24 protein-coding genes are annotated in these 21,889 nt (G+C 74.0%); 17 read left to right on the forward strand and 7 right to left on the reverse strand.

The genetic code is table 11. The features are described 5' to 3' along the window. Nucleotides 1-4 precede the first annotated feature (4 nt). The 6 genes from GCU67_RS16365 to GCU67_RS16390 all read left to right on the forward strand — a co-directional run bounded on the left by GCU67_RS16365 (nt 5) and on the right by GCU67_RS16390 (nt 9,518). Nucleotides 5-949, forward strand: coding sequence for an ATP-binding cassette domain-containing protein (locus GCU67_RS16365; protein ID WP_163612267.1), 945 nt, complete (start codon nt 5-7; stop codon nt 947-949). Continuing rightward, nucleotides 949-1,704, forward strand: coding sequence for an ABC transporter permease (locus GCU67_RS16370; protein WP_163612444.1), 756 nt, complete (start codon nt 949-951; stop codon nt 1,702-1,704). The genes GCU67_RS16365 and GCU67_RS16370 overlap by 1 nt, the downstream gene beginning before the upstream one ends. 184 nt (nt 1,705-1,888) lie before the next feature. After that, the gene (locus GCU67_RS16375) at nt 1,889-5,698 is read left to right on the forward strand and encodes a multifunctional oxoglutarate decarboxylase/oxoglutarate dehydrogenase thiamine pyrophosphate-binding subunit/dihydrolipoyllysine-residue succinyltransferase subunit (RefSeq protein ID WP_163612268.1); all 3,810 of its coding nucleotides are present in this window, start codon (nt 1,889-1,891) and stop codon (nt 5,696-5,698) included. A gap of 11 nt (nt 5,699-5,709) precedes the next feature. Continuing rightward, nucleotides 5,710-5,898: a DUF6104 family protein gene (locus tag GCU67_RS16380; protein WP_163612269.1), complete on the forward strand. Its 189-nt coding sequence runs from the start codon at nt 5,710-5,712 to the stop codon at nt 5,896-5,898. Nucleotides 5,899-5,987: 89 nt separating this feature from the next. Further along, a complete protein-coding gene (locus tag GCU67_RS16385; protein WP_338105081.1) occupies nt 5,988-8,762 on the forward strand; it encodes an FAD-binding and (Fe-S)-binding domain-containing protein in 2,775 nt (924 codons plus the stop codon). Between the two features lie 51 nt (nt 8,763-8,813). Beyond that, nucleotides 8,814-9,518 carry a metal-dependent hydrolase gene (locus tag GCU67_RS16390; protein ID WP_163612271.1) on the forward strand — a complete coding sequence of 235 codons (705 nt, stop codon included), beginning with the start codon at nt 8,814-8,816 and terminating at the stop codon, nt 9,516-9,518. Nucleotides 9,519-9,621: 103 nt separating this feature from the next. On the opposite strand, the gene sodX is transcribed toward GCU67_RS16390, so the two are convergent. After that, on the reverse strand, nt 9,622-10,002 hold the full coding sequence (sodX, locus tag GCU67_RS22045; RefSeq protein WP_338105082.1) for a nickel-type superoxide dismutase maturation protease: 381 nt from the start codon (nt 10,000-10,002) through the stop codon (nt 9,622-9,624). Nucleotides 10,003-10,050: 48 nt separating this feature from the next. On the opposite strand from sodX, the gene sodN reads away from it, so the two are divergent. From sodN to GCU67_RS16425, 6 genes are all read left to right on the forward strand, one after another. Beyond that, nucleotides 10,051-10,455: a superoxide dismutase, Ni gene (gene sodN, locus GCU67_RS16400; RefSeq protein WP_163612272.1), complete on the forward strand. Its 405-nt coding sequence runs from the start codon at nt 10,051-10,053 to the stop codon at nt 10,453-10,455. A gap of 106 nt (nt 10,456-10,561) precedes the next feature. Continuing rightward, a complete protein-coding gene (locus GCU67_RS16405; RefSeq protein WP_163612273.1) occupies nt 10,562-11,809 on the forward strand; it encodes a PP2C family protein-serine/threonine phosphatase in 1,248 nt (415 codons plus the stop codon). Nucleotides 11,810-11,856: 47 nt separating this feature from the next. Further along, nucleotides 11,857-12,522 carry a phosphatidylserine decarboxylase gene (locus tag GCU67_RS16410; protein WP_163612275.1) on the forward strand — a complete coding sequence of 222 codons (666 nt, stop codon included), beginning with the start codon at nt 11,857-11,859 and terminating at the stop codon, nt 12,520-12,522. 11 nt (nt 12,523-12,533) lie between these two features. Further along, nucleotides 12,534-13,331 (forward strand): CDP-diacylglycerol--serine O-phosphatidyltransferase, encoded by a 798-nt coding sequence (gene pssA, locus GCU67_RS16415; RefSeq protein WP_163612276.1) that lies wholly within the window; start codon nt 12,534-12,536, stop codon nt 13,329-13,331. Then, nucleotides 13,328-13,810, forward strand: a complete 483-nt coding sequence (locus GCU67_RS16420) for a GNAT family N-acetyltransferase (protein ID WP_163612277.1) — start codon at nt 13,328-13,330, stop codon at nt 13,808-13,810. The genes pssA and GCU67_RS16420 overlap by 4 nt, the downstream gene beginning before the upstream one ends. A gap of 26 nt (nt 13,811-13,836) precedes the next feature. Next, complete coding sequence (locus GCU67_RS16425; RefSeq protein WP_460695157.1) at nt 13,837-14,619, forward strand: HAD-IIA family hydrolase; 783 nt, start codon at nt 13,837-13,839, stop codon at nt 14,617-14,619. A 41-nt stretch (nt 14,620-14,660) separates the two neighbouring features. Here the strand turns inward: GCU67_RS16425 and GCU67_RS16430 are convergent, their stop codons facing one another. Beyond that, nucleotides 14,661-15,143: a hypothetical protein gene (locus tag GCU67_RS16430; RefSeq protein ID WP_338105083.1), complete on the reverse strand. Its 483-nt coding sequence runs from the start codon at nt 15,141-15,143 to the stop codon at nt 14,661-14,663. Between the two features lie 90 nt (nt 15,144-15,233). Between GCU67_RS16430 and GCU67_RS22050 the strand changes: the two genes are divergently transcribed. From GCU67_RS22050 to GCU67_RS16440, 3 genes are all read left to right on the forward strand, one after another. Next, nucleotides 15,234-15,668 carry a diacylglycerol/lipid kinase family protein gene (locus tag GCU67_RS22050; RefSeq protein ID WP_246215206.1) on the forward strand — a complete coding sequence of 145 codons (435 nt, stop codon included), beginning with the start codon at nt 15,234-15,236 and terminating at the stop codon, nt 15,666-15,668. Nucleotides 15,669-15,833: 165 nt separating this feature from the next. After that, on the forward strand, nt 15,834-16,202 hold the full coding sequence (locus GCU67_RS22055) for a diacylglycerol/lipid kinase family protein (protein WP_246215207.1): 369 nt from the start codon (nt 15,834-15,836) through the stop codon (nt 16,200-16,202). Between the two features lie 275 nt (nt 16,203-16,477). Continuing rightward, on the forward strand, nt 16,478-16,729 hold the full coding sequence (locus GCU67_RS16440; protein WP_163612279.1) for a WhiB family transcriptional regulator: 252 nt from the start codon (nt 16,478-16,480) through the stop codon (nt 16,727-16,729). Between the two features lie 102 nt (nt 16,730-16,831). Here GCU67_RS16440 and GCU67_RS16445 read toward each other — a convergent pair whose 3' ends face one another. Continuing rightward, the gene (locus tag GCU67_RS16445) at nt 16,832-18,310 is read right to left on the reverse strand and encodes a sensor histidine kinase (RefSeq protein ID WP_163612280.1); all 1,479 of its coding nucleotides are present in this window, start codon (nt 18,308-18,310) and stop codon (nt 16,832-16,834) included. 100 nt (nt 18,311-18,410) lie between these two features. On the opposite strand from GCU67_RS16445, the gene GCU67_RS16450 reads away from it, so the two are divergent. After that, nucleotides 18,411-18,893, forward strand: coding sequence for a GNAT family N-acetyltransferase (locus GCU67_RS16450; RefSeq protein ID WP_338105084.1), 483 nt, complete (start codon nt 18,411-18,413; stop codon nt 18,891-18,893). Nucleotides 18,894-18,978: 85 nt separating this feature from the next. Here the strand turns inward: GCU67_RS16450 and GCU67_RS16455 are convergent, their stop codons facing one another. Continuing rightward, nucleotides 18,979-19,200 (reverse strand): biotin/lipoyl-binding carrier protein, encoded by a 222-nt coding sequence (locus GCU67_RS16455; protein WP_338105085.1) that lies wholly within the window; start codon nt 19,198-19,200, stop codon nt 18,979-18,981. Between the two features lie 107 nt (nt 19,201-19,307). Beyond that, nucleotides 19,308-20,357 (reverse strand): biotin carboxylase N-terminal domain-containing protein, encoded by a 1,050-nt coding sequence (locus GCU67_RS16460; protein ID WP_163612284.1) that lies wholly within the window; start codon nt 20,355-20,357, stop codon nt 19,308-19,310. Between the two features lie 242 nt (nt 20,358-20,599). Here GCU67_RS16460 and GCU67_RS23085 point away from each other — a divergent pair, with 242 nt between their 5' ends. Beyond that, nucleotides 20,600-20,674, forward strand: a complete 75-nt coding sequence (locus tag GCU67_RS23085; RefSeq protein WP_014742531.1) for a 50S ribosomal protein bL37 — start codon at nt 20,600-20,602, stop codon at nt 20,672-20,674. A 64-nt stretch (nt 20,675-20,738) separates the two neighbouring features. Here the strand turns inward: GCU67_RS23085 and rsrA are convergent, their stop codons facing one another. Both rsrA and GCU67_RS16470 read right to left on the reverse strand, forming a co-directional pair. After that, complete coding sequence (gene rsrA / locus GCU67_RS16465) at nt 20,739-21,089, reverse strand: mycothiol system anti-sigma-R factor (RefSeq protein WP_163612286.1); 351 nt, start codon at nt 21,087-21,089, stop codon at nt 20,739-20,741. Beyond that, complete coding sequence (locus GCU67_RS16470; RefSeq protein WP_163612288.1) at nt 21,089-21,790, reverse strand: sigma-70 family RNA polymerase sigma factor; 702 nt, start codon at nt 21,788-21,790, stop codon at nt 21,089-21,091. The genes rsrA and GCU67_RS16470 overlap by 1 nt, the downstream gene beginning before the upstream one ends. Nucleotides 21,791-21,889 lie beyond the last annotated feature (99 nt).

Consider the following 21,889-nt stretch of genomic DNA (forward strand, 5'->3'; position numbering starts at 1 on the left):
GGTCGTGGTCGACCCGGTGCGGGTCGACGTGCAGGGCCTCACCAAGACCTTCGGACAGGTACGAGCGGTCGACGACCTCAGCTTCACCGTCGAGCCCGGGCAGGTGACCGGCTTCCTCGGACCGAACGGGGCCGGCAAGACCACGACGCTGCGGATGGCCCTCGGGCTCATCACCCCCGACCGGGGCGGGACGGCCTTCAACGGCGTCCCGTACACGGCGCTGCCCGAGCCGATGCGCCAGGTCGGCGCGGTGCTCGAGACCGCCTTCCACCCCGCCCGCAGCGGACGCGACCACCTGCGCGTCTACGCCCGCGCCGCCGGCCTGCCGGTCGGCCGCGCCGACGAGGTGCTCGACCAGGTGGGTCTGGGCCCGGCCGGACGGCGTCGCGCGGGCGGCTACTCACTCGGCATGCGCCAGCGGCTGGGGCTGGCGACCGCCCTGCTGGGCGACCCCGCGGTGCTGGTCCTCGACGAGCCGGCCAACGGCCTGGACCCCGAGGGCATCCAGTGGCTGCGCGGGTTCCTCCGCCACCTCTCTCACGACCAGGGCCGCACCGTGCTGGTGTCCAGCCACCTGCTGTCGGAGGTCGAGCAGACCGTCGACCGCGTGGTGATCGTGGGCGCGGGCAGGCTCGTGCGACAGGGCTCGATGGCCGAGTTGCGGGCCGGCGCCGGCAGCGGCGACGTGCTGGTGCGCAGTCCGCAGGCCGCCGTGCTGGCCGAGCTGCTGCGCAGCGCGGGGGCGACCGCGGTGACCACCGACGGCGTCCCGGACGGGCTGACCGTGAGCGGCCTGACCACCGCCGAGATCGGCGCGCGGGCCTTCACCGGCGGGGTCGAGCTGCACGAGCTGCGCGCCCACGCGAGCGGACTGGAAGAGGTCTACTTCCGGCTCACCGCCGGCTCCGAGCAGTACGCCGCCGGTCCGGCCGGGAAGGACGCCGCGTGATGGGCCGCCTGGTGGCTGCCGAGTGGACCAAGCTGCTGACGACCCGGGTGTGGATCGGCCTGCTGCTGGGCTCCTGCCTGCTGGTCGGCGGCTTCGCCGCGCTGTTCACCGCGTTCGCCGGCAACGCCGACAGCGGCATCGCCCCGGTGGGCACGCCGCCCTACGAGCAGTTGGCCCTGGCCGTGTCGGCCAACGCCAACATCCTGTTCGTCGTGCTGGGCATCATCGGGATCACCCAGGAGTACCGGCACCGGACTGCCACGCCGACCTTCCTGGCCACCCCGCAGCGCGGCCGGGTCGTGATCGCCAAACTGGTCGCCTACGCGCTGGCGGCGGTCCCGATGGCCCTCGTCGTCATGGCCGCGAACGTGCTCGTGGTGTCGGTGTACGCGGGCGCCAAGGGCGACGGCCCCTCGCTCACCGGGGACAACCTGCGCGTGCTCGGCGGCGTCTGGGCCGCGCTGGTCCTCTTCACCGTGATCGGGGTCGGCGTCGGGGCGCTGCTGCGCAACCAGGTCGGCGCGATCGTCGGCGCGCTGGTCTACCTGTTCGTCGTCGAGGGCGTCATCAGGAGCATCCCGGCGACCCAGGGCTTCTACAAGTGGCTGCCCGGCGGCGCGCTCGAGGCGATGACGGCCACGTTCGACCTCACCGACCTGCTCAGCGCCTGGCAGGGCGGGCTGGTGCTGCTGGCCTACGCGCTGGTGTTCTCCCTGCTCGGCACCCTGTTCGCCGTCCGGCGGGACGTCGTCTGAGGACCGCCCCGGCGCGTCGCCCGGCCTCGCCCGCGGGGTGGCCGAGCGGCGCTCCGGGCACGGTGAGCGGTGACACGTGCGCCACGTCACGCATGATCAGCCCGGGTCGAGGGGCGGGGCGTAAAGTCGGCACCCGGTCCAACGACGTCCATCGACGAAGAAGGCACTCGACCCTGTGTCAAGCATGAGCTCACCCCAGCCCTCCCCTGCCCACTCCGCCAACCCGGTGGCGGGCTTCGGCACCAACGAGTGGCTGGTGGAGGAGATGTACCAGCAGTACCTCGCCGATCCACGGAGCGTGGACCAGGCGTGGCACGACTTCTTCGCCGACTTCCGCCCCGGCGGCGGCGACGGTGCCGAGGCGCCTGTCGCCGCGACCCCGGCCACCCCGCCGCCGGCTGCCGCTGCGCCCACCCCGGCGCCGGCCCGGCCCGCGACTACGGCGCCCGCCGCACCGCAGGCCGCCCCGGCTGCACCGGCCGCCCCCGCGCAGGCCTCGCGGGCGACCACCGCCGACGCCCGGTCCGAGGGCACCGTGGTGGCCCGGGCCGCCGAGCGCGCCTCGCAGCAGCAGCCGGCCGCCCCGGCCAGGCCCGCCGCCAAGCCCGCCGCCAAGCCCGCGGCCGGCGGTGAGGACGGCGGCCCCACGCGCACCCCGCTGCGCGGCGCGGCCGCCGCCGTGGTCAAGAACATGAACGCCTCGCTGACCGTGCCCACGGCCACGAGCGTGCGAGCGGTGCCGGCCAAGCTCCTGGTCGACAACCGCATCGTCATCAACAACCACCTGGCCCGCGCCCGCGGCGGCAAGGTGTCCTTCACGCACCTGATCGGCTACGCGCTGGTCCGGGCCCTCGACGACTTCCCGAACATGAACAACGCGTTCGCCGAGGTCGACGGCAAGCCGGTGCTGGTGACCCCGGAGCACGTGAACTTCGGCCTGGCCATCGACCTGCCCAAGCCCGACGGCTCGCGGTCGCTCGTCGTCGCCTCCATCAAGGGCGCCGAGGAGATGGACTTCGCGGAGTTCTGGGGGGCCTACGAGGAGGTCATCCGCCGGGCCCGGGCCAACAAGCTGACCATGGAGGACTTCTCCGGCACCACGATCAGCCTGACCAACCCGGGCACGATCGGCACCAACCACTCGGTGCCGCGGCTGACCACCGGCCAGGGCACCATCGTCGGCGTCGGCGCGATGGACTACCCGGCCGAGTTCCAGGGGATGAGCCGCGAGGCGCTGGCCGAGATGGCCGTCTCGAAGATCATCACGCTGACCTCCACCTACGACCACCGGGTGATCCAGGGCGCGGAGTCCGGTGACTTCCTGCGCCGGATGCACGGGCTGCTGCTGGGCGAGGACGGGTTCTACGACCAGGTCTTCCGCTCGCTGCGGGTGCCCTACGAGCCGGTCCGCTGGGTCGCCGACAAGCGGGTCGCGCACGAGGGCCAGATCGCCAAGGAAGCCCGGGTCATCGAGGTCATCGAGGCCTACCGGCGCAACGGCCACCTGATGGCCGACACCGACCCGCTGGAGTTCAAGGTCCGCACCCACCCCGATCTGGACATCGTCCAGCACGGGCTGACCCTGTGGGACCTCGACCGCCAGTTCCCCGTCGGCGGGTTCGCCGGCGAGCGCACCATGCCGCTGCGCGACATCCTCGGCGTCCTGCGGCAGTCCTACTGCCGCACGGTCGGCATCGAGTACATGCACATCACCGACGTCGAGGAGCGCCGCTGGCTCCAGGAGCGGATCGAGGTCAAGCACGACCAGCCCACCCGGACCAAGCAGAAGCGGGTGCTGGGCCGGCTCAACGCCGCAGAGGCATTCGAGACCTTCCTGCAGACCAAGTACGTCGGGCAGAAGCGGTTCAGCCTCGAGGGCGGCGAGTCGGTCATCCCGCTGCTGGACGAGGTGCTGCTGGCCTCCACCGAGTACGGGCTGGACGAGGTGGCGATCGGCATGGCCCACCGCGGCCGGCTGAACGTGCTGGCCAACGTGCTGGGCAAGAGCTACGCCAAGATCTTCGGTGAGTTCGAGGGCAACATCGACCCGGGCACCGTGCAGGGCTCCGGCGACGTGAAGTACCACCTGGGCGCCGAGGGCACCTTCTCCCACGAGGGCCGCTCGATCGCCGTCTCGCTGGCCAGCAACCCCAGCCACCTGGAGACGGTCAACCCGGTGCTCGAGGGGATCGTGCGGGCCAAGCAGGACATGCTCGACAAGGGCCCCGACGGGTTCACCGTGCTCCCGGTGCTGCTGCACGGTGACGCGGCGTTCGCCGGCCAGGGCGTGGTCCAGGAGACGCTCAACCTCTCCCAGCTGCGCGGCTACCGCACCGGCGGCACCGTGCACGTGGTCATCAACAACCAGGTCGGGTTCACCACCAGCCCCGCGCACTCGCGCTCGAGCCTGTACTCGACCGACGTCGCGCGGATGATCGGCGCCCCGGTCTTCCACGTGAACGGCGACGACCCCGAGGCCTGCGTCCGGGTGGCGAAGCTGGCCGTCGACTACCGGCAGGCGTTCAAGAAGGACGTCGTCATCGACCTGGTCTGCTACCGCCGCCGGGGCCACAACGAGGGCGACGACCCCTCGATGACCCAGCCGCTGATGTACGACATCATCGACCGCAAGCGCTCGGTCCGGAAGCTCTACACCGAGGCGCTGGTCGGCCGGGGCGACATCACCCTGGCCGAGGCCGAGGAGGCGCTGAAGGACTACCGCGAGCAGCTGGAGCGGGCCTTCGCCGAGACCCACGACGCCAGCGACACCTCGGGCCCCGGCCCGGTCATGGACCCCCGCTCCCCGCAGCAGGCCACGGTCGACACCGCGGTCACCCTCGAGGTGCTCAAGACCGTCGGCGACGCGCAGGTCGCGCTGCCGGTGGACTTCACCGTCCACCCGAAGCTGCAGAAGATGCTGGAGCGCCGCTCGGCGATGACCAGCGAGGGCGGCGTCGACTGGGCGATGGGCGAGCTGCTGGCCTTCGGGTCGCTGCTGATGCAGGGCGTGTCCGTGCGGCTGGCCGGCCAGGACTCCCGCCGCGGCACCTTCGTGCAGCGGCACTCGGTGCTCATCGACCGGGAGAACGCCGCCGAGCACGCCCCGCTGGCGCACCTCACGCCGGACCAGGCGAAGTTCTTCGTCTACGACTCGCTGCTGAGCGAGTACGCCGCGCTCGGTTTCGAGTACGGCTACTCCGTGGCCAACCCCAAGGCGCTGGTGCTGTGGGAGGCGCAGTTCGGCGACTTCGTCGACGGTGCGCAGATGGTGATCGACGAGTTCATCAGCAGCGGTGAGGCCAAGTGGGGTCAGCGCTCCGGCGTGGTCCTGCTGCTGCCGCACGGGCTGGAGGGGCAGGGGCCCGACCACTCCAGCGGCCGCATCGAGCGCTTCCTGCAGCTGTCGGCGGAGAACAACATGACCGTCGCCAACTGCTCGACCCCGGCGAACTACTTCCACCTGCTGCGCCGCCAGGCGCTGAGCGAGGTGCACCGCCCGCTGGTGGTGTTCACGCCGAAGTCGCTGCTGCGCGCCAAGGCCGCGGTCAGCTCGGTCGCCGACTTCACCGACCAGCGCTTCCGTCCGGTGCTGCCCGACCCGGGCCTGGCCGGGCAGCCACTGGACGCCTCCGCCGTGCACCGGGTGCTGCTGTGCAGCGGCAAGGTCAGCTACGAGCTCCTGGCCCAGCGCGAGGCCGAGAAGAACACGACCACGGCCGTGCTGCGGGTCGAGCAGCTCTACCCGCTGCCGGACGAGGAGATCGCCGAGGCGCTGTCCGCCTACCCCGAGGCCACCGACGTGGTCTGGGTGCAGGAGGAGCCGGCGAACATGGGCGCCTGGCAGTTCATGGCCTGCAACCTGCCCCAGCAGCTGCCGGCCGGGCGCACCCTGCGCCGGGTCAGCCGCAAGGCCTCGGCCAGCCCGGCGGTCGGCTCGGCGAAGGTGCACGAGGTCGAGCAGCGCGCGCTGGTCGCCCGGGCCTTCGCCGACTGAGGCGCCCGACCATGTACTTCACTGATCGCGGCATCGAGGAGCTGGCCGGCCGGCGGGGCGAGGAAGAGGTCTCCCTCGCCTGGCTGGCCGACCAGCTGCAGGCCTTCGTCGACCAGCACCCCGACTTCGAGGTGCCGGTCGAGCGGTTCGCCACCTGGCTGGCCCGCGGTGGCACCGACGACGTCGACGACCTGGACTGATGGCCTCGCTGCAGGGTCCCGCCGCGAGATCGCGAGTGGTGGGGGGCAGCGGGGTCCTTCCACTGATCGAAGCCCTCCGCCGGGCCGGGGTGGCCGACGTCGACGAGTCGGGGCTGGCCCGCGCGCTGTACTCCAGCGACGCCTCGCTGTACCGGGTGCTGCCGCGGGCCGTCGTCCGGCCCCGGCACGCCGACGAGGTCGTGGCCACCCTGGCGGTGTGCCGCGAGCTCGGCGTGCCGGTGACCGCCCGCGGTGCGGGGACCTCGATCGCCGGCAACGCCGTCGGCCCCGGGGTCGTGTTCGACACCAGCCGGCACCTCACCCGCGTCCACTCGGTGGACCCGGAGACCCGGACGGCGGTGGTCGACCCCGGCGTCGTCCAGTCCTCGCTGCAGGCCGCGGCCAGGCCGTACGGGCTGCGGTTCGGCCCCGACCCGAGCACCCACAACCGCTGCACGATCGGCGGGATGATCGGCAACAACGCCTGCGGCTCCCGCGCGCTGGGCTACGGCCGGACCTCGGACAACGTCGTCGGCCTGGACGTCGTCACCGGGGGCGGCGAGCGGCTCGTGCTCACCGGCGGCCTGCCCGCGGGCGCGCTCGGCGACCGGCTGCGCGACCTCACCGACGCCTCCCTGGAACTGCTGCGCACCGAGCTGGGCCGCTTCGGCCGGCAGGTCTCCGGCTACGGCCTCGAGCACCTGCTGCCCGAGCGGGGCCGCGACCTGGCCCGCGCGCTGGTCGGCAGCGAGGGCACGCTCGCGCTGACACTGGGCGCCACGGTGCGGTTGGTGCCCGAGCCCACCGCCCGTGCGCTGGTGGTGCTGGGCTACCCGTCGATGCCCGAGGCGGCCGACGCCACCCCGGCCCTGCTGCGGCACACCCCCACCGCGATCGAGGGGCTGGACTCCCGGATCGTGCAGCGGCTGCACGACGTGCCGGCCGCCGTCGTCCCCGACCTGCCGCGCGGCGAGGGCTGGCTGATCGTGGAGATCACCGGCGACGACCCGGCCGAGGTCGCCGCCCGCGGCGCGCGGATCGCCGCCGACGCCGGCGCCGTGGACACGATGGTGGTCACCGACGCAGCCCACGCCGCCGCGATCTGGCGGATCCGCGAGGACGGCGCCGGGCTGGCTGCCCGCACCCACGACGGCCGGCCCGCACACGCCGGCTGGGAGGACGCCGCCGTCCCGGTGGGGCAGCTGGGCTCCTACCTGCGCCGGTTCGAGGCGCTGCTGGTCGACCACGGGCTGCAGGGGCTGCCCTACGGCCACTTCGGCGACGGCTGCGTGCACGTGCGCATCGACTTCCCGTTCGGCCCGGACTCCCCTGAGCCCGACCGGGGCCGCGGCCGGTACCGGGCCTTCATCGGCGACGCCGCGGCGCTGGTGGCCGAGTACGGCGGGTCGGTGTCCGGCGAGCACGGCGACGGCCGGGCCCGCAGCGAGCTGCTGCCGGTCATGTACTCCCCCGCCGTGCTCGACCTCTTCGGCCGGGTCAAGGGCGTGCTCGACCCCGACGACGTGCTCAACCCCGGCGTGCTCGTGCGGCCGGTGCCCTTCGACGCCGACCTGCGGGTGGCCGCGGCACCCGCCCACCGCACCCGGCTGGCGCTGGCGTACCGGCACGACGGCGGCGACCTGTCCGCGGCCGTGCACCGCTGCACGGGGGTGGGCAAGTGCCGGGCCGACCTCACCGACGCCGGCGCCGTCATGTGCCCGTCGTTCCAGGCGACCCGGGAGGAGAAGGACAGCACCCGCGGCCGGGCCCGGGTGCTGCAGGAGATGCTGGCCCCGGGCGGGCCGGTGCACGACTGGCGCTCACCCGAGGTGCACGAGGCCCTCGACCTCTGCCTGTCCTGCAAGGGCTGCGCCCGCGACTGCCCGACCGGTGTCGACATGTCGACCTACAAGGCCGAGGTGCTGCACCAGTCCTACCGCCGGCGGCTGCGCCCGCGCGCCCACTACGCGCTGGGCCGGCTGCCGCGCTGGGCCGACGTCGCCGCCCGGGCACCCCGGTTGGTCAACCGCGTCCTGGGCAGCCGGGCAGGGGGCGCGCTGGCCCGGTGGGGCGCCGGGGTCGACCAGCGCCGCGACCTGCCGGCGTTCGCGCCGCGCACCTTCCGCGCCGGGTGGACGCCGGTGCCGATGGACGACCGGCCCGTCGTCGCGCTGTGGGTCGACTCGTTCACCGACCACTTCGCCCCGCAGGTCGCCGACGCCGCCGCCCGGGTGCTCCACGCCGCCGGCTACCGGGTCGAGGTGCCGCCAGCGGACACCTGCTGCGGACTGACCTGGATCACCACCGGCCAGCTCGACGCGGCCCGCCGCATCCTGACCCACACCGTGGCCCGGCTGGCCCCCTGGGCCGACGCGGGGGTGCCGATCGTGGGCCTGGAGCCCTCCTGCACCGCGGTGCTGCGCGGGGAGGTGGTCGAACTGGTCGACGACCCGGCCGCGGGACGGGTGCAGGCCGCCACCCGCACGCTGGCCGAGCTGCTCACCGCCACCCCGGGCTGGACGGCGCCGGACCTCACCGGGACCGAGGTCGTCGCCCAGCCGCACTGCCACCACCACGCGACGATGGGCTGGACGACCGACGAGCGGCTGCTTCGCGGCGCCGGTGCGGCGCTGACCCGGGTCGGTGGCTGCTGCGGGCTGGCCGGCAACTGGGGCGTCGAGCGCGGTCACCACGACGTCTCGGTGCAGATCGCCGAGCACGACCTGCTGCCGGCCGTGCGGGCCGCCGGCGCCGGCGCCGTCGTCCTGGCCGACGGCTTCTCCTGCCGGACCCAGCTCGACCACCTCGCCGACGGCGGCGGTCGGCACCTCGCCGAGCTGCTCGCCGAACGCCTGCCGGGCTGACCGCCGGAGCGCCTCCCGGGCCGGGGCGCACCGGCGGGTGACCCTGGGTCCGTGCTCGGTCACTCCCACGCCCTCTCCGGCTTCGCCGTCGGTGCCGCCACCCTGCCCTGGGCGCCGGTGGACGGCACGGTCGCCCAGGTAGCCTGGGTCTCCGCGGTCGGCGGCCTGGCGATGCTCCCCGACCTCGACCAGCAGGGCTCGACCATCTCCCGGATGTGGGGCCCGCTCACCGACGCCCCGTCCGGGCTGGTCAACACGATCGCCCGCGGGCACCGCTGGGGCACCCACGACGCCGTCCTGGCGCCCGTGGTGTTCGGCCTGCTCGCCCACGCCGCGTCGTGGAACCGCTGGTCCAGCCTGCTGGTGCTGGCCCTGGCCATCGGGCTGGCGCTGCGCGCGCTGCACGTGGTCATCCCCGGCCGGGCGGAGAACACCGTCGTCGGCAACCTGGTGCTGTCGGGAGGCGGGGCCTGGCTGCTGCTGGCGCACAGCCCGGCGCCGGCCTGGCTGCCCTGGGCCGTGGCGGTCGGGGTGCTCACCCACATCGCCGGTGACTGGCTGACCCGCGAGGGCGTGCCGGTGCCGGTCCTCTGGGTGGTCCACCGCAGCCGGCTGGCCCCGGTCCACCTGCGCACCGGGGCGACGGTCGAGAAGGCCGTGCTGGTGCCGCTGTTCGTGGTCGCGACCCTGACGTTCCTCTACCTCAACACCGGCGCCCAGCAGCTGGTCGACCCGCTCCTCGCCCACTTGGGCTGACGAAGGACCCCCGTGCCCCCCACCGCTCGCGAGCTCGCGGCGGGCCCCTGCACGGGGGCCGTACGGACGCCGACGAGCGCACACTCGCCGTCGCGCTCGGGCGCTAGGGGGTGACGGGTGGGCGCCGCGGGAGGCGGCCGGGGCGGGGGCGCAGCCGGACCACCACGCAGCCCACGACCACCGCGGTGCCGAAGGCGCGGGAGTCGTCGGTCACCAGCGGGTTGTCACCCAGCACCCAGTGGCCGCCCTCGACGGCGTGGTGCACGCGCTTGACCACCAGCAGGTCCGGCCGGGCCGGGAAGCGGGCCAGCACCACGCTGCCCGGCGCCACGGCCGCCCCCGGGCGCACCCGGCGCACCAGCAGGCGGTCGCCGTGCCGCACCGTCGGCGACATCGACGGCCCGGTGACCCGGGCCAGCACCCAGCGGGTCGCCAGGGCGGGCACGGTGGGGCCGGGACCGCTGGCGGAGTGGGGGGTGATCACCGCGAGTAGGGTCGCAGACGAACGTCCCCCAGAAACCGGAGGCACCCCATGCGTCTGTCCAGCATGTTCTCCGCAGTCGAGGCCACCGCGCACTGCGACCTCCCCTGCGGCGTCTACGACCCCGCGCAGGCCCGCATCGAGGCGGAGTCGGTCAAGGCCATCCAGGAGAAGTACCAGGCCAACGAGGACCCGGTCTTCCGGACCCGCGCCATCCTGATCAAGGAGCAGCGCTCCGACCTGGTCAAGCACCACCTCTGGGTGCTGTGGACCGACTACTTCAAGCCCCCGCACTTCGAGAAGTACCCGCAGCTGCACGAGCTGTTCAACAAGGCGACTAAGCAGGCCGGCGCCGCCGGCGGCAAGGGCAGCATGGACCCCGCCGAGGGCCAGAAGCTGCTCGACTACATCGCCGAGATCGACGCGATCTTCTGGGCGACCAAGGCCGCGGCCTGACCTCCCCCGCACGACCGGCGCTGCCGGACCGTCATCGACGGTCCGGCAGCGCCGTTCTGTACATCGACCACCAGGTCGACGTGATGCGTCCACCCGGGGTCACCCCATGACCGGCTCGGAGGATCGTGTGATCGACGTCGGCCAACTGTTGGAGAGGGTCGAGTCGGCCCCCCCGATCGAGGCGGTGGAGGCGGTCGCCGCGGCACTCGGGGAGATGGTCGAGGCCCGCTCGGTGACCCTGCTGATCACCGACTTCACCGGCCGGGCCGTCGTCCGGCTGACCTCTGCCGACCTGGTGGACGGCGCGCGCGGGCACGGGGTCGAGCAGGCCGAGACGCTCCCGCTGGCCGGCACCGTCTACGACCGGGTGCTGCGGAGCCAGGAGGCCGACGTCCGGGCCGACGGTGACGGCGCGGTGGTCGTCGTCCCGGTCACCGACCGGGGTGACGCGATCGGGGTGCTCGAGCTGGAACTGCCCCGGCCCCCGTCCCCGACGCAGGTCGACGAGGTCCGCACCGCCGCGCACGCGCTGGCCTACGTCGTCATCGCCGCCCGCCGGCACACCGACGTCTTCGAGTGGGGCCAACGCTCTTCGCCCTTCGCCCTGGCCGCGGAGATCCAGCGGCGGCTGCTGCCGGCGTCCTACACCTGCGAGGCGGGTCAGTTCACCCTGGCCGGCTGGCTCGAGCCGGCCAGCTCGGTGGGCGGGGACACCTTCGACTACAACCTCGACCGCGACTCCCTGCAGCTGTCGATCACCGACGCCGTCGGCCACCAGGTCGCCGCGGCCCTGCTCGCCACCCTGCTCGTCGGCAGCCTCCGCAACGGGCGACGCGGCGGCATGGACCTCGCCGCGCAGGCGGCGTTCGCCAACGACTCCCTCGCCGAGAACGCCCCGTCGGGGCAGTTCGTGACCGGGCAGCTGCTGCGGGTCGACCTGCACACCGGCACCGCCGGGATCGTCAACGCCGGCCACGTGCTCCCCCTGCGGCTGCGCAACGGTGTGGTCGAGCAGGTGCAGCTGCGCGTCGACCCGCCCTTCGGGGTGGTGCCCGGCCGGGCCTTCCAGGTGCAGTCGTTCCCCCTGGAGCCCGGGGACCGCATCGTCTTCCTCACCGACGGCATGGAGGAGCGCAACGCCGTGAACCTCGACGTCGCGACCGCCCTGGCCGACAGCGCCGACCTGCACCCCCGGGAGGTCGTGCACGCCCTGGGCGCAGCCGTGCTGGCGGAGACCAGCGGCGACCTGCGTGACGACGCCACGATGATCTGCCTGGACTGGTACGGCGGGCCACCCCGTGGCCGCCGGACCGAGCAGGGCGCCGACCCCGACCGCGCGTCGGCGCCGGCCTGAGGCGGACGTCCGGGGACATGGGGTCGCGGCGGTACCGTCTGGTCACCATGCGCATCGATCCGGCCGGCTGGCCCTTCCTCGCCGTCCCCCTCGGCGCCACGGCGGCCTCCGTGGCCGTCGGCAGGGGTGCGGGCATCCGCTGGGTCCGGCTGCTCACCTGGCCGTCCCTGGCGCTGTCGGCCTACATGGCGCTGTTCTTCCGGGACCCGCAGCGGCAGGCCGACTCCGTCGCCCCGGCCGACGACGACGTGATCTCCCCCGCCGACGGCATCGTCATGGTGGCCGGCGAGCCGCAGCCCGGGGTGGCCCCCGAGGGCGACTGGCAGCAGGTCAGCGTGTTCCTCTCCGTCGTCGACGTGCACGTCAACCGGGCGCCCTACCGCGGCCGGATCACCTCCTCGACCTACTCCCCCGGCAGCTTCCTGGCCGCCTACCGGGCCGAGAGCGCGCACCGCAACGAGCACAGCGAGCTGTGGGTGAGCGACGGCGACCGCACCGTCGTGTTCCGCCAGATCGTCGGCGTGCTCGCCCGCCGGATCGTCACCCGGGTCCACACCGGTGACGAGCTGGCCACGGGCGAGCGGATCGGGCTGATGAAGTTCGGCTCCCGGATGGACGTGTTCGTCCCCCCGGAGTGCACGGTCCTGGTCAGCAGGGGGCAGCGGGTGCGGGGCGGCGAGACCGTCATCGCCCGCTGGTCCGCGCCCCGCTGAGGCACGGGCAGATGCCGGGCAGGCGCACGACCACGGTGGAGTTCGTCCGTGGATCGGTGCGCGGCGGACGACGGCGGGCGCGCTCCTGGCTGCCCAGCATGTTCACCCTCGCCAACATGATGTGCGGGTTCGGCGCGATCCTGGTCGCCTTCCGCGGGGAGTACCGGCTGGCGTGCGCGCTGATCGCGCTGTCGGTCGTGTTCGACATCGCCGACGGCGCGGTGGCCCGGCTGGTCGGCGCCGTCTCCCCCTTCGGGCTGCAGTTCGACTCCCTCGCCGACCTGGTCTCCTTCGGCCTGGCGCCGGCGCTGCTGGTGTTCGCGCTGTTCTCCGACGGGCGCGACGAGCTGGACGCCCTCGGCTGGATCGCCTGCTTCCTCTGGGTGGCCTGCGCCGCGATCCGGCTGGCCCGGTTCAACACCACCATCGACCCGACGGCCGACAAGCGGTACTTCACCGGCCTGCCCTCGCCGGGCGCCGCCGGAGTCGTGCTGGCCAGCGTCTACGCCTTCGCCGACGTCATGCAGGGCCGCGACCGGCTGTGGGTGCTGATCGTCGTGCTGCTCCCGGCACTGCTGATGATCAGCAACGTCCGCTACCGCTCGTTCCGGTCGCTGGTCAGCCCCAAGAGCGGTCGCCCTTACGGCCTGCTGCTCACCCTGCTCGTCGTCGTCATCGGGCTGGTCGTCGTGCCCACCGTCGCCTGCGGCGTCGTGGCCTACAGCTACCTGCTGTCCCCGCTGGTCATCCCGCTGCTGAGCCCGCTGGCCCGGCTGGTGCCGAACCGGGTCAAGGAGCTGCTCTCGTGAGCGTGCGGCCGGTCCGCCCGGACGACGTCCCGACGGTGTGCCGGCTGGTGCGCGAGCTGGCCGCCTACGAGGAGGCCCCGCACGAGGCGCTGATGACCGACGAGCAGCTGCGCACGGCGCTGTTCGGCGACTCCCCCGCGCTGTTCGGCCACGTCGCCGAGACCCCCGACGGCGAGGTCGCCGGGTTCGCGCTGTGGTTCCTCACCTTCTCCACCTGGCGCGGCACCCACGGCATCCACCTCGAGGACCTCTTCGTCTCCCCCGCCACCCGCGGCACGGGCCTGGGCCGGGAGCTGCTGCGCACCCTGGCCCAGGAGTGCGTCGACCGCGGGTTCGCCCGGCTGGAGTGGTCGGTGCTGGACTGGAACACCCCGTCGATCGAGTTCTACAGGGCAGCCGGCGCCTCGCCGATGGACGGGTGGACGGTCTTCCGGCTGACCGACGAGGCACTGACCCGGTTCGCCGCCGACCGACGATGACCCACCCGACCGAGAAGGAGAACCCCGTGACCACCGAGCGCGCCGAGTCCGACTGCTGGCTCACCGACATGGACGGCGTGCTGGTGCACGAGGGCAACGCCCTACCCGGCGCCGCGGAGTTCCTGGCCCGGCTGGTCGAGCGCCAGCGCCGCTTCCTGGTCCTGACCAACAACTCGATCTTCACCCCGCGTGACCTCTCCGCCCGCCTGGCGCGCAGCGGCCTGACCGTGCCCGAGGAGTCCATCTGGACCTCCGCGCTGGCGACGGCGAACTTCCTGGCCTCCCAGCTGCCCGGCGGCTCGGCCTACGTCATCGGCGAGGCCGGGCTGACCACGGCGCTGCACGAGGCCGGCTACACCCTCACCGACACCGCGCCGGACTACGTCGTCCTCGGGGAGACCCGTACCTACTCCTTCGAGGCCATCACGCAGGCGATCCGCCTCATCGGCGCCGGCGCCCGCTTCATCGCCACCAACCCCGACGTCACGGGCCCCTCGCCGGAGGGCCCGCTGCCGGCCACCGGCTCGGTCGCCGCCATGATCACCAAGGCCACCGGCGCCGAGCCCTACTTCGTCGGCAAGCCCAACCCGATGATGTTCCGCAGCGCCATGAACCGGATCGAGGCCCACTCGGAGTCGACCACCATGGTCGGCGACCGGATGGACACCGACGTCGTGGCCGGCATCGAGGCCGGTCTGAGCACCGTGCTGGTGCTCACCGGCTCCACCAGGGCCGAGGACGTCAGCCGTTTCCCGTTCCGCCCCAGCCGGATCCTGCCCTCGATCGCCGAGGTCATCGACCTGATCTGAAGGCCCCGCTGCAGGGCCCCGCCGCGCAGCGGGGTCCTCCCTCAGACGTCGCTGTAGGCCAGTCGGGCCTCAGGGGTGGCGAGCAGGTACAGGACCACGCCCACCAGGGCCAGGACGGGGACGCCGATCAGCGGCCGGTCGGCCTGGAACGCCGACGTGTAGCCGAAGATCCCCAGGAAGATCTGCAGGGCCACCACCGGGCCGCGGGCCCACGGCGCCAGCCGCCACAGCCCGAGGGCGCCGCCGGCGAGCACCGCCGCGGCCAGGCCGACGAACACGACCTCGGCCAGCGCCCGGCCCAGGCTGTCCGGTGAACGGGTCACCGACAGCACGAGCAGCACCAGCGCCAGCCCGGTCAGCGCGGCGGCCTCGACGGCCACGACCAGCGCGGCCCGGCGGACCGCTGCGGGCACCTCGACCGCCGGCCTCGCAGGGCGGGGGGCAGTGGGCTCGGCGGCACCGCCGAGCAGGCCCTCGGCGCGCGACCGACGACGTCCGGGGATGTCTGGCTCCTGACCTGGCACGACGCCGAGGCTACGCCGGGCTGCTGCGGCAGCACGCCCCTCCGGGAGGCGCCGAGGGGGCTGGTCCCGGCGCTGGATAGGTTGGACGCCATGCGTGCGCTGCTGGTGGCGAACCCGGCGGCCACGACCACCACCCGCAAGGTGCGCGACGTCCTGGTCCGTGCGCTGTCCAGCGAGCTGGAGGTCGACGTCGTGGAGACCGAGCGTCGCGGCCACGCCCGCGACCTCGCCGCCCAGGCGACCACCGACGGGATCGACGTCGTGGTGACCCTGGGCGGTGACGGCACCGTCAACGAGGCGGCCAACGGCCTGCTCGCCACCGGTCCCGGGCCCCGCGTGCCCATGCTGGCCGTCGTCCCCGGCGGGTCTACCAACGTGTTCGCCCGCGCGCTGGGGAGGTCCCGCGACCCGGTCGAGGCGATCGGCGAGATCCTCGACTCGCTGCGCGCCGGGCGCACCCGGCTGGTCTCCCTCGGCACCGCCTCCGCACGCACCGACGACGCGGGCACCGGCGACGCCGCCTAGACCGACCCGCGCTGGTTCGTCTTCGCTGCCGGACTGGGCTTCGACGCCGACGTCATCTCCCGGGTCGAGACCCAGCGCGCGCGGGGACGGCGCTCGAGCGGCGCCCTGTACGTCCGCTCGGGTGTCGACGCGTTCCTGCTGGGCCGCGACCGGCGCCGTCCGCCGATGACCCTCCAGCTGCCCGGCCGGGCGCCGGTCGACGGGCTCTTCCTGGCGCTGGTGTCCAACGTGAGCCCGTGGACCTACCTGGGCACCCGGTCGATCGTCCCCAGCCCCGAGGCCTCGTTCGACACCGGCCTCGACGTGTTCGCGATGGGCCGGGTCGGCATGCTGCGGATGCTGAACCACCTGCGGCAGACCATGGCCGAGCGGCCGGACGCCCGGGGCCGCGGCGTGCACCGCTGGCACGACCTCGGCGAGCTGACGCTGACCGCCACCCGGCCGCAGGGCTGGCAGCTCGACGGTGACCACCTGGGCACCACGACCGGGCTGCGGCTGCGGTCGGTCCCGGAGGCCCTGCGCGTCGTCGTGTGACCCAGCGCCCACCGCCGGGGTGACGCAGCTGACGTGGACGTCTCCGCCGGACGAGTGGCGAGGTCCGCGGAGCCGTGGTGAGCTTCCTCACGAGCACCCGCGAACGCCGTCAACTGCTTGACAGTGCGTCGTCGCGTGAAAGCATCACACAAGCAACCTGCCCGTAACGAGGCGGGCGGTCGCCGTTCAACGTGCCGAGACCATGGCGCGCTGACCTGCGGGGGCGGTCTGTAGACCGGCGACCGACACCCGACGACACCGAGGAGAACACCGCCATGGACTGGCGCCACCGCGCGCTCTGCCGGGACGAGGACCCGGAGCTCTTCTTCCCGATCGGGACGACGGGCCCTGCGGTCGTTCAGATCGAGCAGGCCAAGGCGGTGTGCCGTCGCTGCCCGGTCGTCGAGTCGTGCCTCGAGTGGGCGCTCACCTCCGGACAGGACTCCGGCGTCTGGGGCGGCCTCTCCGAGGACGAGCGCCGCGCCCTCAAGCGCCGCACCGCCCGCACCCGCGTCCGCACCGCCTGAAGAAGGACCCCCTTCCTCCTCACCACACGCTCCGCGCGTGGCGGGCCCCGGGAAGAGGGCCGACAGCAAGGGCCGCACCTCTCAGGTGCGGCCCTTGCTGCGTCAGTGGCGGGGGCGGCCGGCGCCGGGGAGGGTGAGGACGGCCTCGGTCCCCGGGCCGGTGACGGGCGGGCCCATCTCCAGCGAGCCGTGCAGCTCGCTGGTGACCAGCGTGCGCACGATCTGCAGCCCCAGGCCCGTGCTGGCCGCCGGGTCGAAGCCCTCGGGCAGACCACGGCCGTCGTCGTGCACCCGGACGACCAGGTCGTCACCGTCCCGCTCGGCGCCCAGCAGGATCGTGCCCGGCTCCCCCTCGGGGAAGGCGTGCAGGGCGGCGTTCTGCAGCAGCTCGGTCACCGCCATCACCAGCGGGGTGGCCACCGCCGCCGACAGCTCGCCGAACGCGCCGCTGCGGGTGAACCGGGCCGGGCGGCCGACCGCGGTCACGTCACCGAGCATCGGCAGCACCTGGTCCAGCACGTCGTCGACGTCCACGACGTCCTCGCGGCTGCCGGCCAGCGTCTCGTGCACGACCGCGATCGAGGCGACCCGGCGCACCGACTCCTCCAGCGCGGCCCGGGCCGCGGGCTCGGTCATCCGGCGGGCCTGCAGCCGCAGCAGCGCCGCGACCGTCTGCAGGTTGTTCTTCACCCGGTGGTGGATCTCCCGGATGGTGGCGTCCTTGGTCATCAGCGCCCGGTCGCGCCGGCGCACGTCGGTCACGTCGCGCACCAGCACCAGCGCACCGGCCTCGCCGCCGGGGGCCTGCAGCGGCAGTGCGCGGACCAGCATCGTGGCCGCGTCGTTCTCGACGTCCATCGGGTCGGGGAAGCGCCCGGCGACCGCGGCGCCGATGCTGGCCGCCACCGCCTCCCCCGCCACCTGGTCGGCCGACACCGCCCGGGTCACCTCGCCGAGGCCGGAGCCCACGACGTCACCGGTGACGCCCATCCGGCGGTAGGCCGACAGTGCGTTCGGGCTGGCGTAGACGACCGCCCCGGTGGAGTCGAGCCGGACCAGCCCGTCGCCGACCCGCGGGCTCATCTCCGCGTCCTCCAGCATCCGGGGCGGGAACGTGCCGGCGGCGACCATCAGCGACAGGTCGGCGGCGATGTCGAGGTAGGTGAGCTCGAGCGCCGACGGGGACCGGGTCGCGGCCAGGTTGGTGTCCTTGGCCAGCACTGCCACCACCGCGCCGTCGTGCCGGACCGGGATGACCTCGCGCCGCCGGGGAAAGGCGCCGGACCAGTCCGGGTCGCCCTCGGTGATCGGCCGGCCCTCGCGCTGGGCGAGCAGCAGCGGCTCGGCGACCGGGCCGGTGACCTCGCTGCCGATGAGGTCCTCCGGCTGGCTGGTCGGCGCGGTCAGCGGCCGCACCTGGGCCACGCACCACCAGGCGCCGCTGGCCAGCGGCACCCACAGCGTGAGGTCGGCGAAGGCGAGGTCGGCCAGCAGCTGCCAGTCCGCCACCAGCCGGCGCGCGTGGTCGACCTGCGACGGGCTCGCCGAGCCGCGGGTGAGACGTTCCGACAGGCTGCTCATGGTGCCGCCGAGCCTACGGGAGGACCTCGTCGCCCCCCTTCCCTCGCGAGCTCGGGCGGGCCCCTGCGACGAGGCCGAGAACGGCTCCTACCCTGCGTTGGTGCTGACGATCGACCGCGCCGTCCCGGCGGACTTCCCGCGCATCGCCGAGCTCACCGTGGGCGTCTACGAGGGCGAGGACCTGGTCTCCCCCGAGTACGTGCCGCAGCTCGCCGACGTGGCCGGTCGCGCCGACCGTGCGGAGCTGCTGGTCGCCCGGGACGTGACCGGGCGGATCGTGGGCAGCGTGGCGCTGGTGCTGGCCGGGGACTTCGGCGAGGTCACCAGGTCCCCGGACGAGGCGGCGTTCCGGATGCTGGCCGTCGACGCGGACGTCCGGGGCCAGGGGGTGGGTGAGGCGCTGGTGCGCACCTGCCTGGACCGTGCCCGCGCGGCCGGCCGGGCGTGGATGGTGCTCTCGACCGGGGAGCGGATGACCGCCGCGCACCGGCTGTACGAGCGGCTGGGCTTCCAGCGGGTCCCGGAGCGGGACTGGGCACCGCGCCCCGGGGTGGACCTGCGGGTCTACGCCCTGCAGCTGTAGGCGGAGGACTCCGTCGCCCCCCTGCAGTCAGGCCCGGTTCAGCAGGCTCGCCCCGAGCCTGCGAGGGGTGAGGGGAGCGGGGTCCTCAGTGCTGGACGGTGGCGATGAGGTCGCCCTCCTGGAGGACCTCGCCCTCGGTGACGTGCAGCTCCGCGACGGTGCCGGCCCGCTCGGTGAGCACCGGGATCTCCATCTTCATCGACTCGAGGATCACCAGCGTGTCACCTGCGGCGACCTCGGTGCCGGGAGCCACGAGCACCGTCACCACGCTGGAGACCATCTCGGCGTGGATCTCCTCGACCGCCACCGGTGCCTCCTCCGCGCTTCGTCCCGCCGGGGCCGGCGGAGTGCACATGAAAGCACGCAGCCCCGACCGGCCCTGCCCGCAGGCCCGCCCGCACCGGCGCGCGCCCGTCAGCGCCCGTCGGGCACCAGCGTGCCGGCGATCCGCTGCAGGACACCGCGGACGGGAGCTCCGTCGTGCGGGACGCCGATCTCCGGCAGGTCGGTGAGCACGTCGGTGGCCGCGCTCGCCGCCCGGGCCGGGCTGGGGCCGGCGGCGCTCACGGTGGCCAGCAGGGCGTCGTACCAGCCGTCGAGCCGGTCACCGGGCTCGTAGCCGCTGTCGGCGACGACCTCGGGGCCGAGCAGCGGACGGCGGCCGGCGCGGGCCCGGATGTCGGGCAGCCGCCCCGTCACCCGGCCGGCGGTGCCGGGCGGGAGGGTGGACCGCAGCTGCACGGCGACGGCGGCCCGCGGGGTGCCCGGCAGGACCGTCGGCTCACCGGGCCGGCCGGACGCGCTGCGCAGCGCCAGCTCCACCGCGTCGACGCCGTGGGCGCGCTCCAGCACCGCCATGTCCAGGGAGAAGCCGGCCGCGACCTCGGCCAGCTCGCCGTCGGGGTCGATGCCCACGGTGACCAGCCCGCGCCAGCCGATCTCCGGCAGCCGCCGGGCGGCCGCCGGGAGCGGCCCGACCCCGTCGACCGGGGTCCAGGAGACCCGCGGGGTGCCACCGGCGCGGTCGCGCAGCACCGGGGTGACGTGGTGCAGCCCGGCGGCGGTCACCCAGGCGAGGAAGCCGCGCTCGCTGGCCGGCTCCACGCCGTCGCCACCGAGCCGCTCCAGGACGTCGGCGGGCGGGCCGACCCAGGTGAGCCCGGCGTCGGCCACCGCGGCCGCCAGGCGGGCGCTGCCGGCCAGCGCGGGCGGCACCGGCAGGACGGCGTCCACGCGGGTGCGCCGGGCGGCCTCGACCAGCCGGCGGACGTCGAGGTAGGACTCCGTGGCCGGCGCCGGCCCCAGCAGGACCGACTCGTCGGCCAGCCGCACGTGCCGGGCGTCCCGCTCGGGCTCGGAGTAGACGGCCACGGCCTTCACACCCAGCCGCCCGCAGGCCCGGATCACCGCACAGGCCATCGGCCCCCGGCCAGCCACCAGCACGCTCTCGACTGCCTGGACCACGTCGTCCCCCTGTTCCCCTCCGACCCCGGTCATCCTCCCCCAGGCACCCGGGCGGGGGCGCGGCGGCCACGGACAGCGGGGGCGTCGGCCCCGGCGCACCACCGCCGGGCAACGGACCCACCCGTGAGACCCTTGGCAGGTCAACCGGGCCGTTGCCGGGGCGCGCGAGCGCCTCCGACGACGGCCGTCGATCCGCTCCCGGGCCGGAGGGTCCGCGGGCCACTGAGGAGAGGAGGGCAGCGATGTCCAAGCGTGGACGCAAGCGGCGCGCCCGCAAGAAGAGCGGCGCCAACCACGGCAAGCGCCCCAACGCCTGAAGCACGAGGCCCCCTTGCTCCGCCGCTCACGCGGACGGTGCAGGGGGGCCTCAGGCGTGCGTGTTCAGGCGGTCGGGTGCTCCGCCGGGACGGTGAAGGTCTCGACGCTGGTCTGCTCGACCCGCACCTGGGTGCCGTCCTCGTCGATGGAGACGGTGGTCAGCTGGACCTTGATCCGGTCCCGCAGGCCCACCGGCGTCGGGTCGCCGCCGCAGCGCCGCCGCACCAGGGCCTTGAACTCCTGCTCGATCCCGAACTGCCGCAGGCACGGCGAGCAGTCCTCGAGGTGCTCGGCGATGACCGCGCGGCGCTCGGGCTGTGTCTCGTTGTCCAGGAACTCGAAGACGTGGGACAGGACGTCGTCACACGAGGTGATCTCGCTGTCCGCGTGCAGGTCGTGAGCGTCGTTGCTCATCAGTGCGTCGCCTCTTCCGCGGCCCCGGCACGGACGAAGCCGCGCTCCCGGGCGTAGTCGGCCAACAGCTTCTGCAGACCGCGACGGCCGCGGTGCAGGCGGGACATCACCGTGCCGATGGGCGTGCCCATGATCTCGGCGATCTCCTTGTAGGCGAACCCCTCGACGTCAGCGAGGTAGACCGCCAGACGGAAGTCCTCCGGGAGCTGCTGGAGTGCTTCCTTGATGTCGGAGTCGGGCAGGTGGTCCAGCGCCTCGATCTCCGCCGACCGCAGCCCGCTGGAGGTGTGCTCCTCCGCGGCGTACAGCTGCCAGTCCTGCACCTGCTCGGTGGGGTACTGCTGCGGCTGACGCTGCTTCTTGCGGTAGCTGTTGATGTAGGTGTTCGTCAGGATCCGGTACAGCCAGGCCTTGAGGTTCGTGCCCTCGGCGAACTGGTGGAACGCGGAGTAGGCCTTGACGAACGTCTCCTGCACCAGGTCCTCGGCGTCGGAGGGGTTGCGGGTCATCCGCAGTGCCGCCGGGTAGAGCTGATCCAGGAAGGGCAGCGCATCGCGCTCGAACCGGGCGTCCCGCTGGGCACGGGTCTCGGCGAGCTCGCTGCGGCTGCCGTCCGCGCGCGCCTCGGGCGTCGGTTCGGGGGTCTGCTCGGTCAGCGCCGCCGTGGTGGCGGGGCTGTCGACTGCGCGCTCGTCAGGCACCGACCGTCCTCTCTGCGGCGCCCGGGAACGGACGACCACGTCGGTCGATCCTAGCCGGGTGCGGCCGGGACGGCCGGGGGGACGGCGGGCGGGTGCCGA

This window comes from Modestobacter muralis, assembly GCF_010682105.1.
Taxonomy (GTDB): domain Bacteria; phylum Actinomycetota; class Actinomycetes; order Mycobacteriales; family Geodermatophilaceae; genus Modestobacter; species Modestobacter muralis.

Bases quoted from the DNA above. Each gene is read 5' to 3' on its own strand.
- GCU67_RS16405 (WP_163612273.1), top strand. From the start codon at position 10,562: ATGACCGGCTCGGAGGATCGTGTGATCGACGTCGGCCAACTGTTGGAG.
- GCU67_RS22055 (WP_246215207.1), top strand. From the start codon at position 15,834: ATGACCCTCCAGCTGCCCGGCCGGGCGCCGGTCGACGGGCTCTTCCTG.
- GCU67_RS16410 (WP_163612275.1), top strand. From the start codon at position 11,857: ATGCGCATCGATCCGGCCGGCTGGCCCTTCCTCGCCGTCCCCCTCGGC.
- GCU67_RS22050 (WP_246215206.1), top strand. From the start codon at position 15,234: ATGCGTGCGCTGCTGGTGGCGAACCCGGCGGCCACGACCACCACCCGC.
- GCU67_RS16440 (WP_163612279.1), top strand. From the start codon at position 16,478: ATGGACTGGCGCCACCGCGCGCTCTGCCGGGACGAGGACCCGGAGCTC.
- GCU67_RS16445 (WP_163612280.1), bottom strand. From the start codon at position 18,310: ATGAGCAGCCTGTCGGAACGTCTCACCCGCGGCTCGGCGAGCCCGTCG.
- GCU67_RS16375 (WP_163612268.1), top strand. From the start codon at position 1,889: ATGAGCTCACCCCAGCCCTCCCCTGCCCACTCCGCCAACCCGGTGGCG.
- pssA (WP_163612276.1), top strand. From the start codon at position 12,534: ATGCCGGGCAGGCGCACGACCACGGTGGAGTTCGTCCGTGGATCGGTG.
- sodN (WP_163612272.1), top strand. From the start codon at position 10,051: ATGCGTCTGTCCAGCATGTTCTCCGCAGTCGAGGCCACCGCGCACTGC.
- rsrA (WP_163612286.1), bottom strand. From the start codon at position 21,089: ATGAGCAACGACGCTCACGACCTGCACGCGGACAGCGAGATCACCTCG.
- GCU67_RS16370 (WP_163612444.1), top strand. From the start codon at position 949: ATGGGCCGCCTGGTGGCTGCCGAGTGGACCAAGCTGCTGACGACCCGG.
- GCU67_RS16380 (WP_163612269.1), top strand. From the start codon at position 5,710: ATGTACTTCACTGATCGCGGCATCGAGGAGCTGGCCGGCCGGCGGGGC.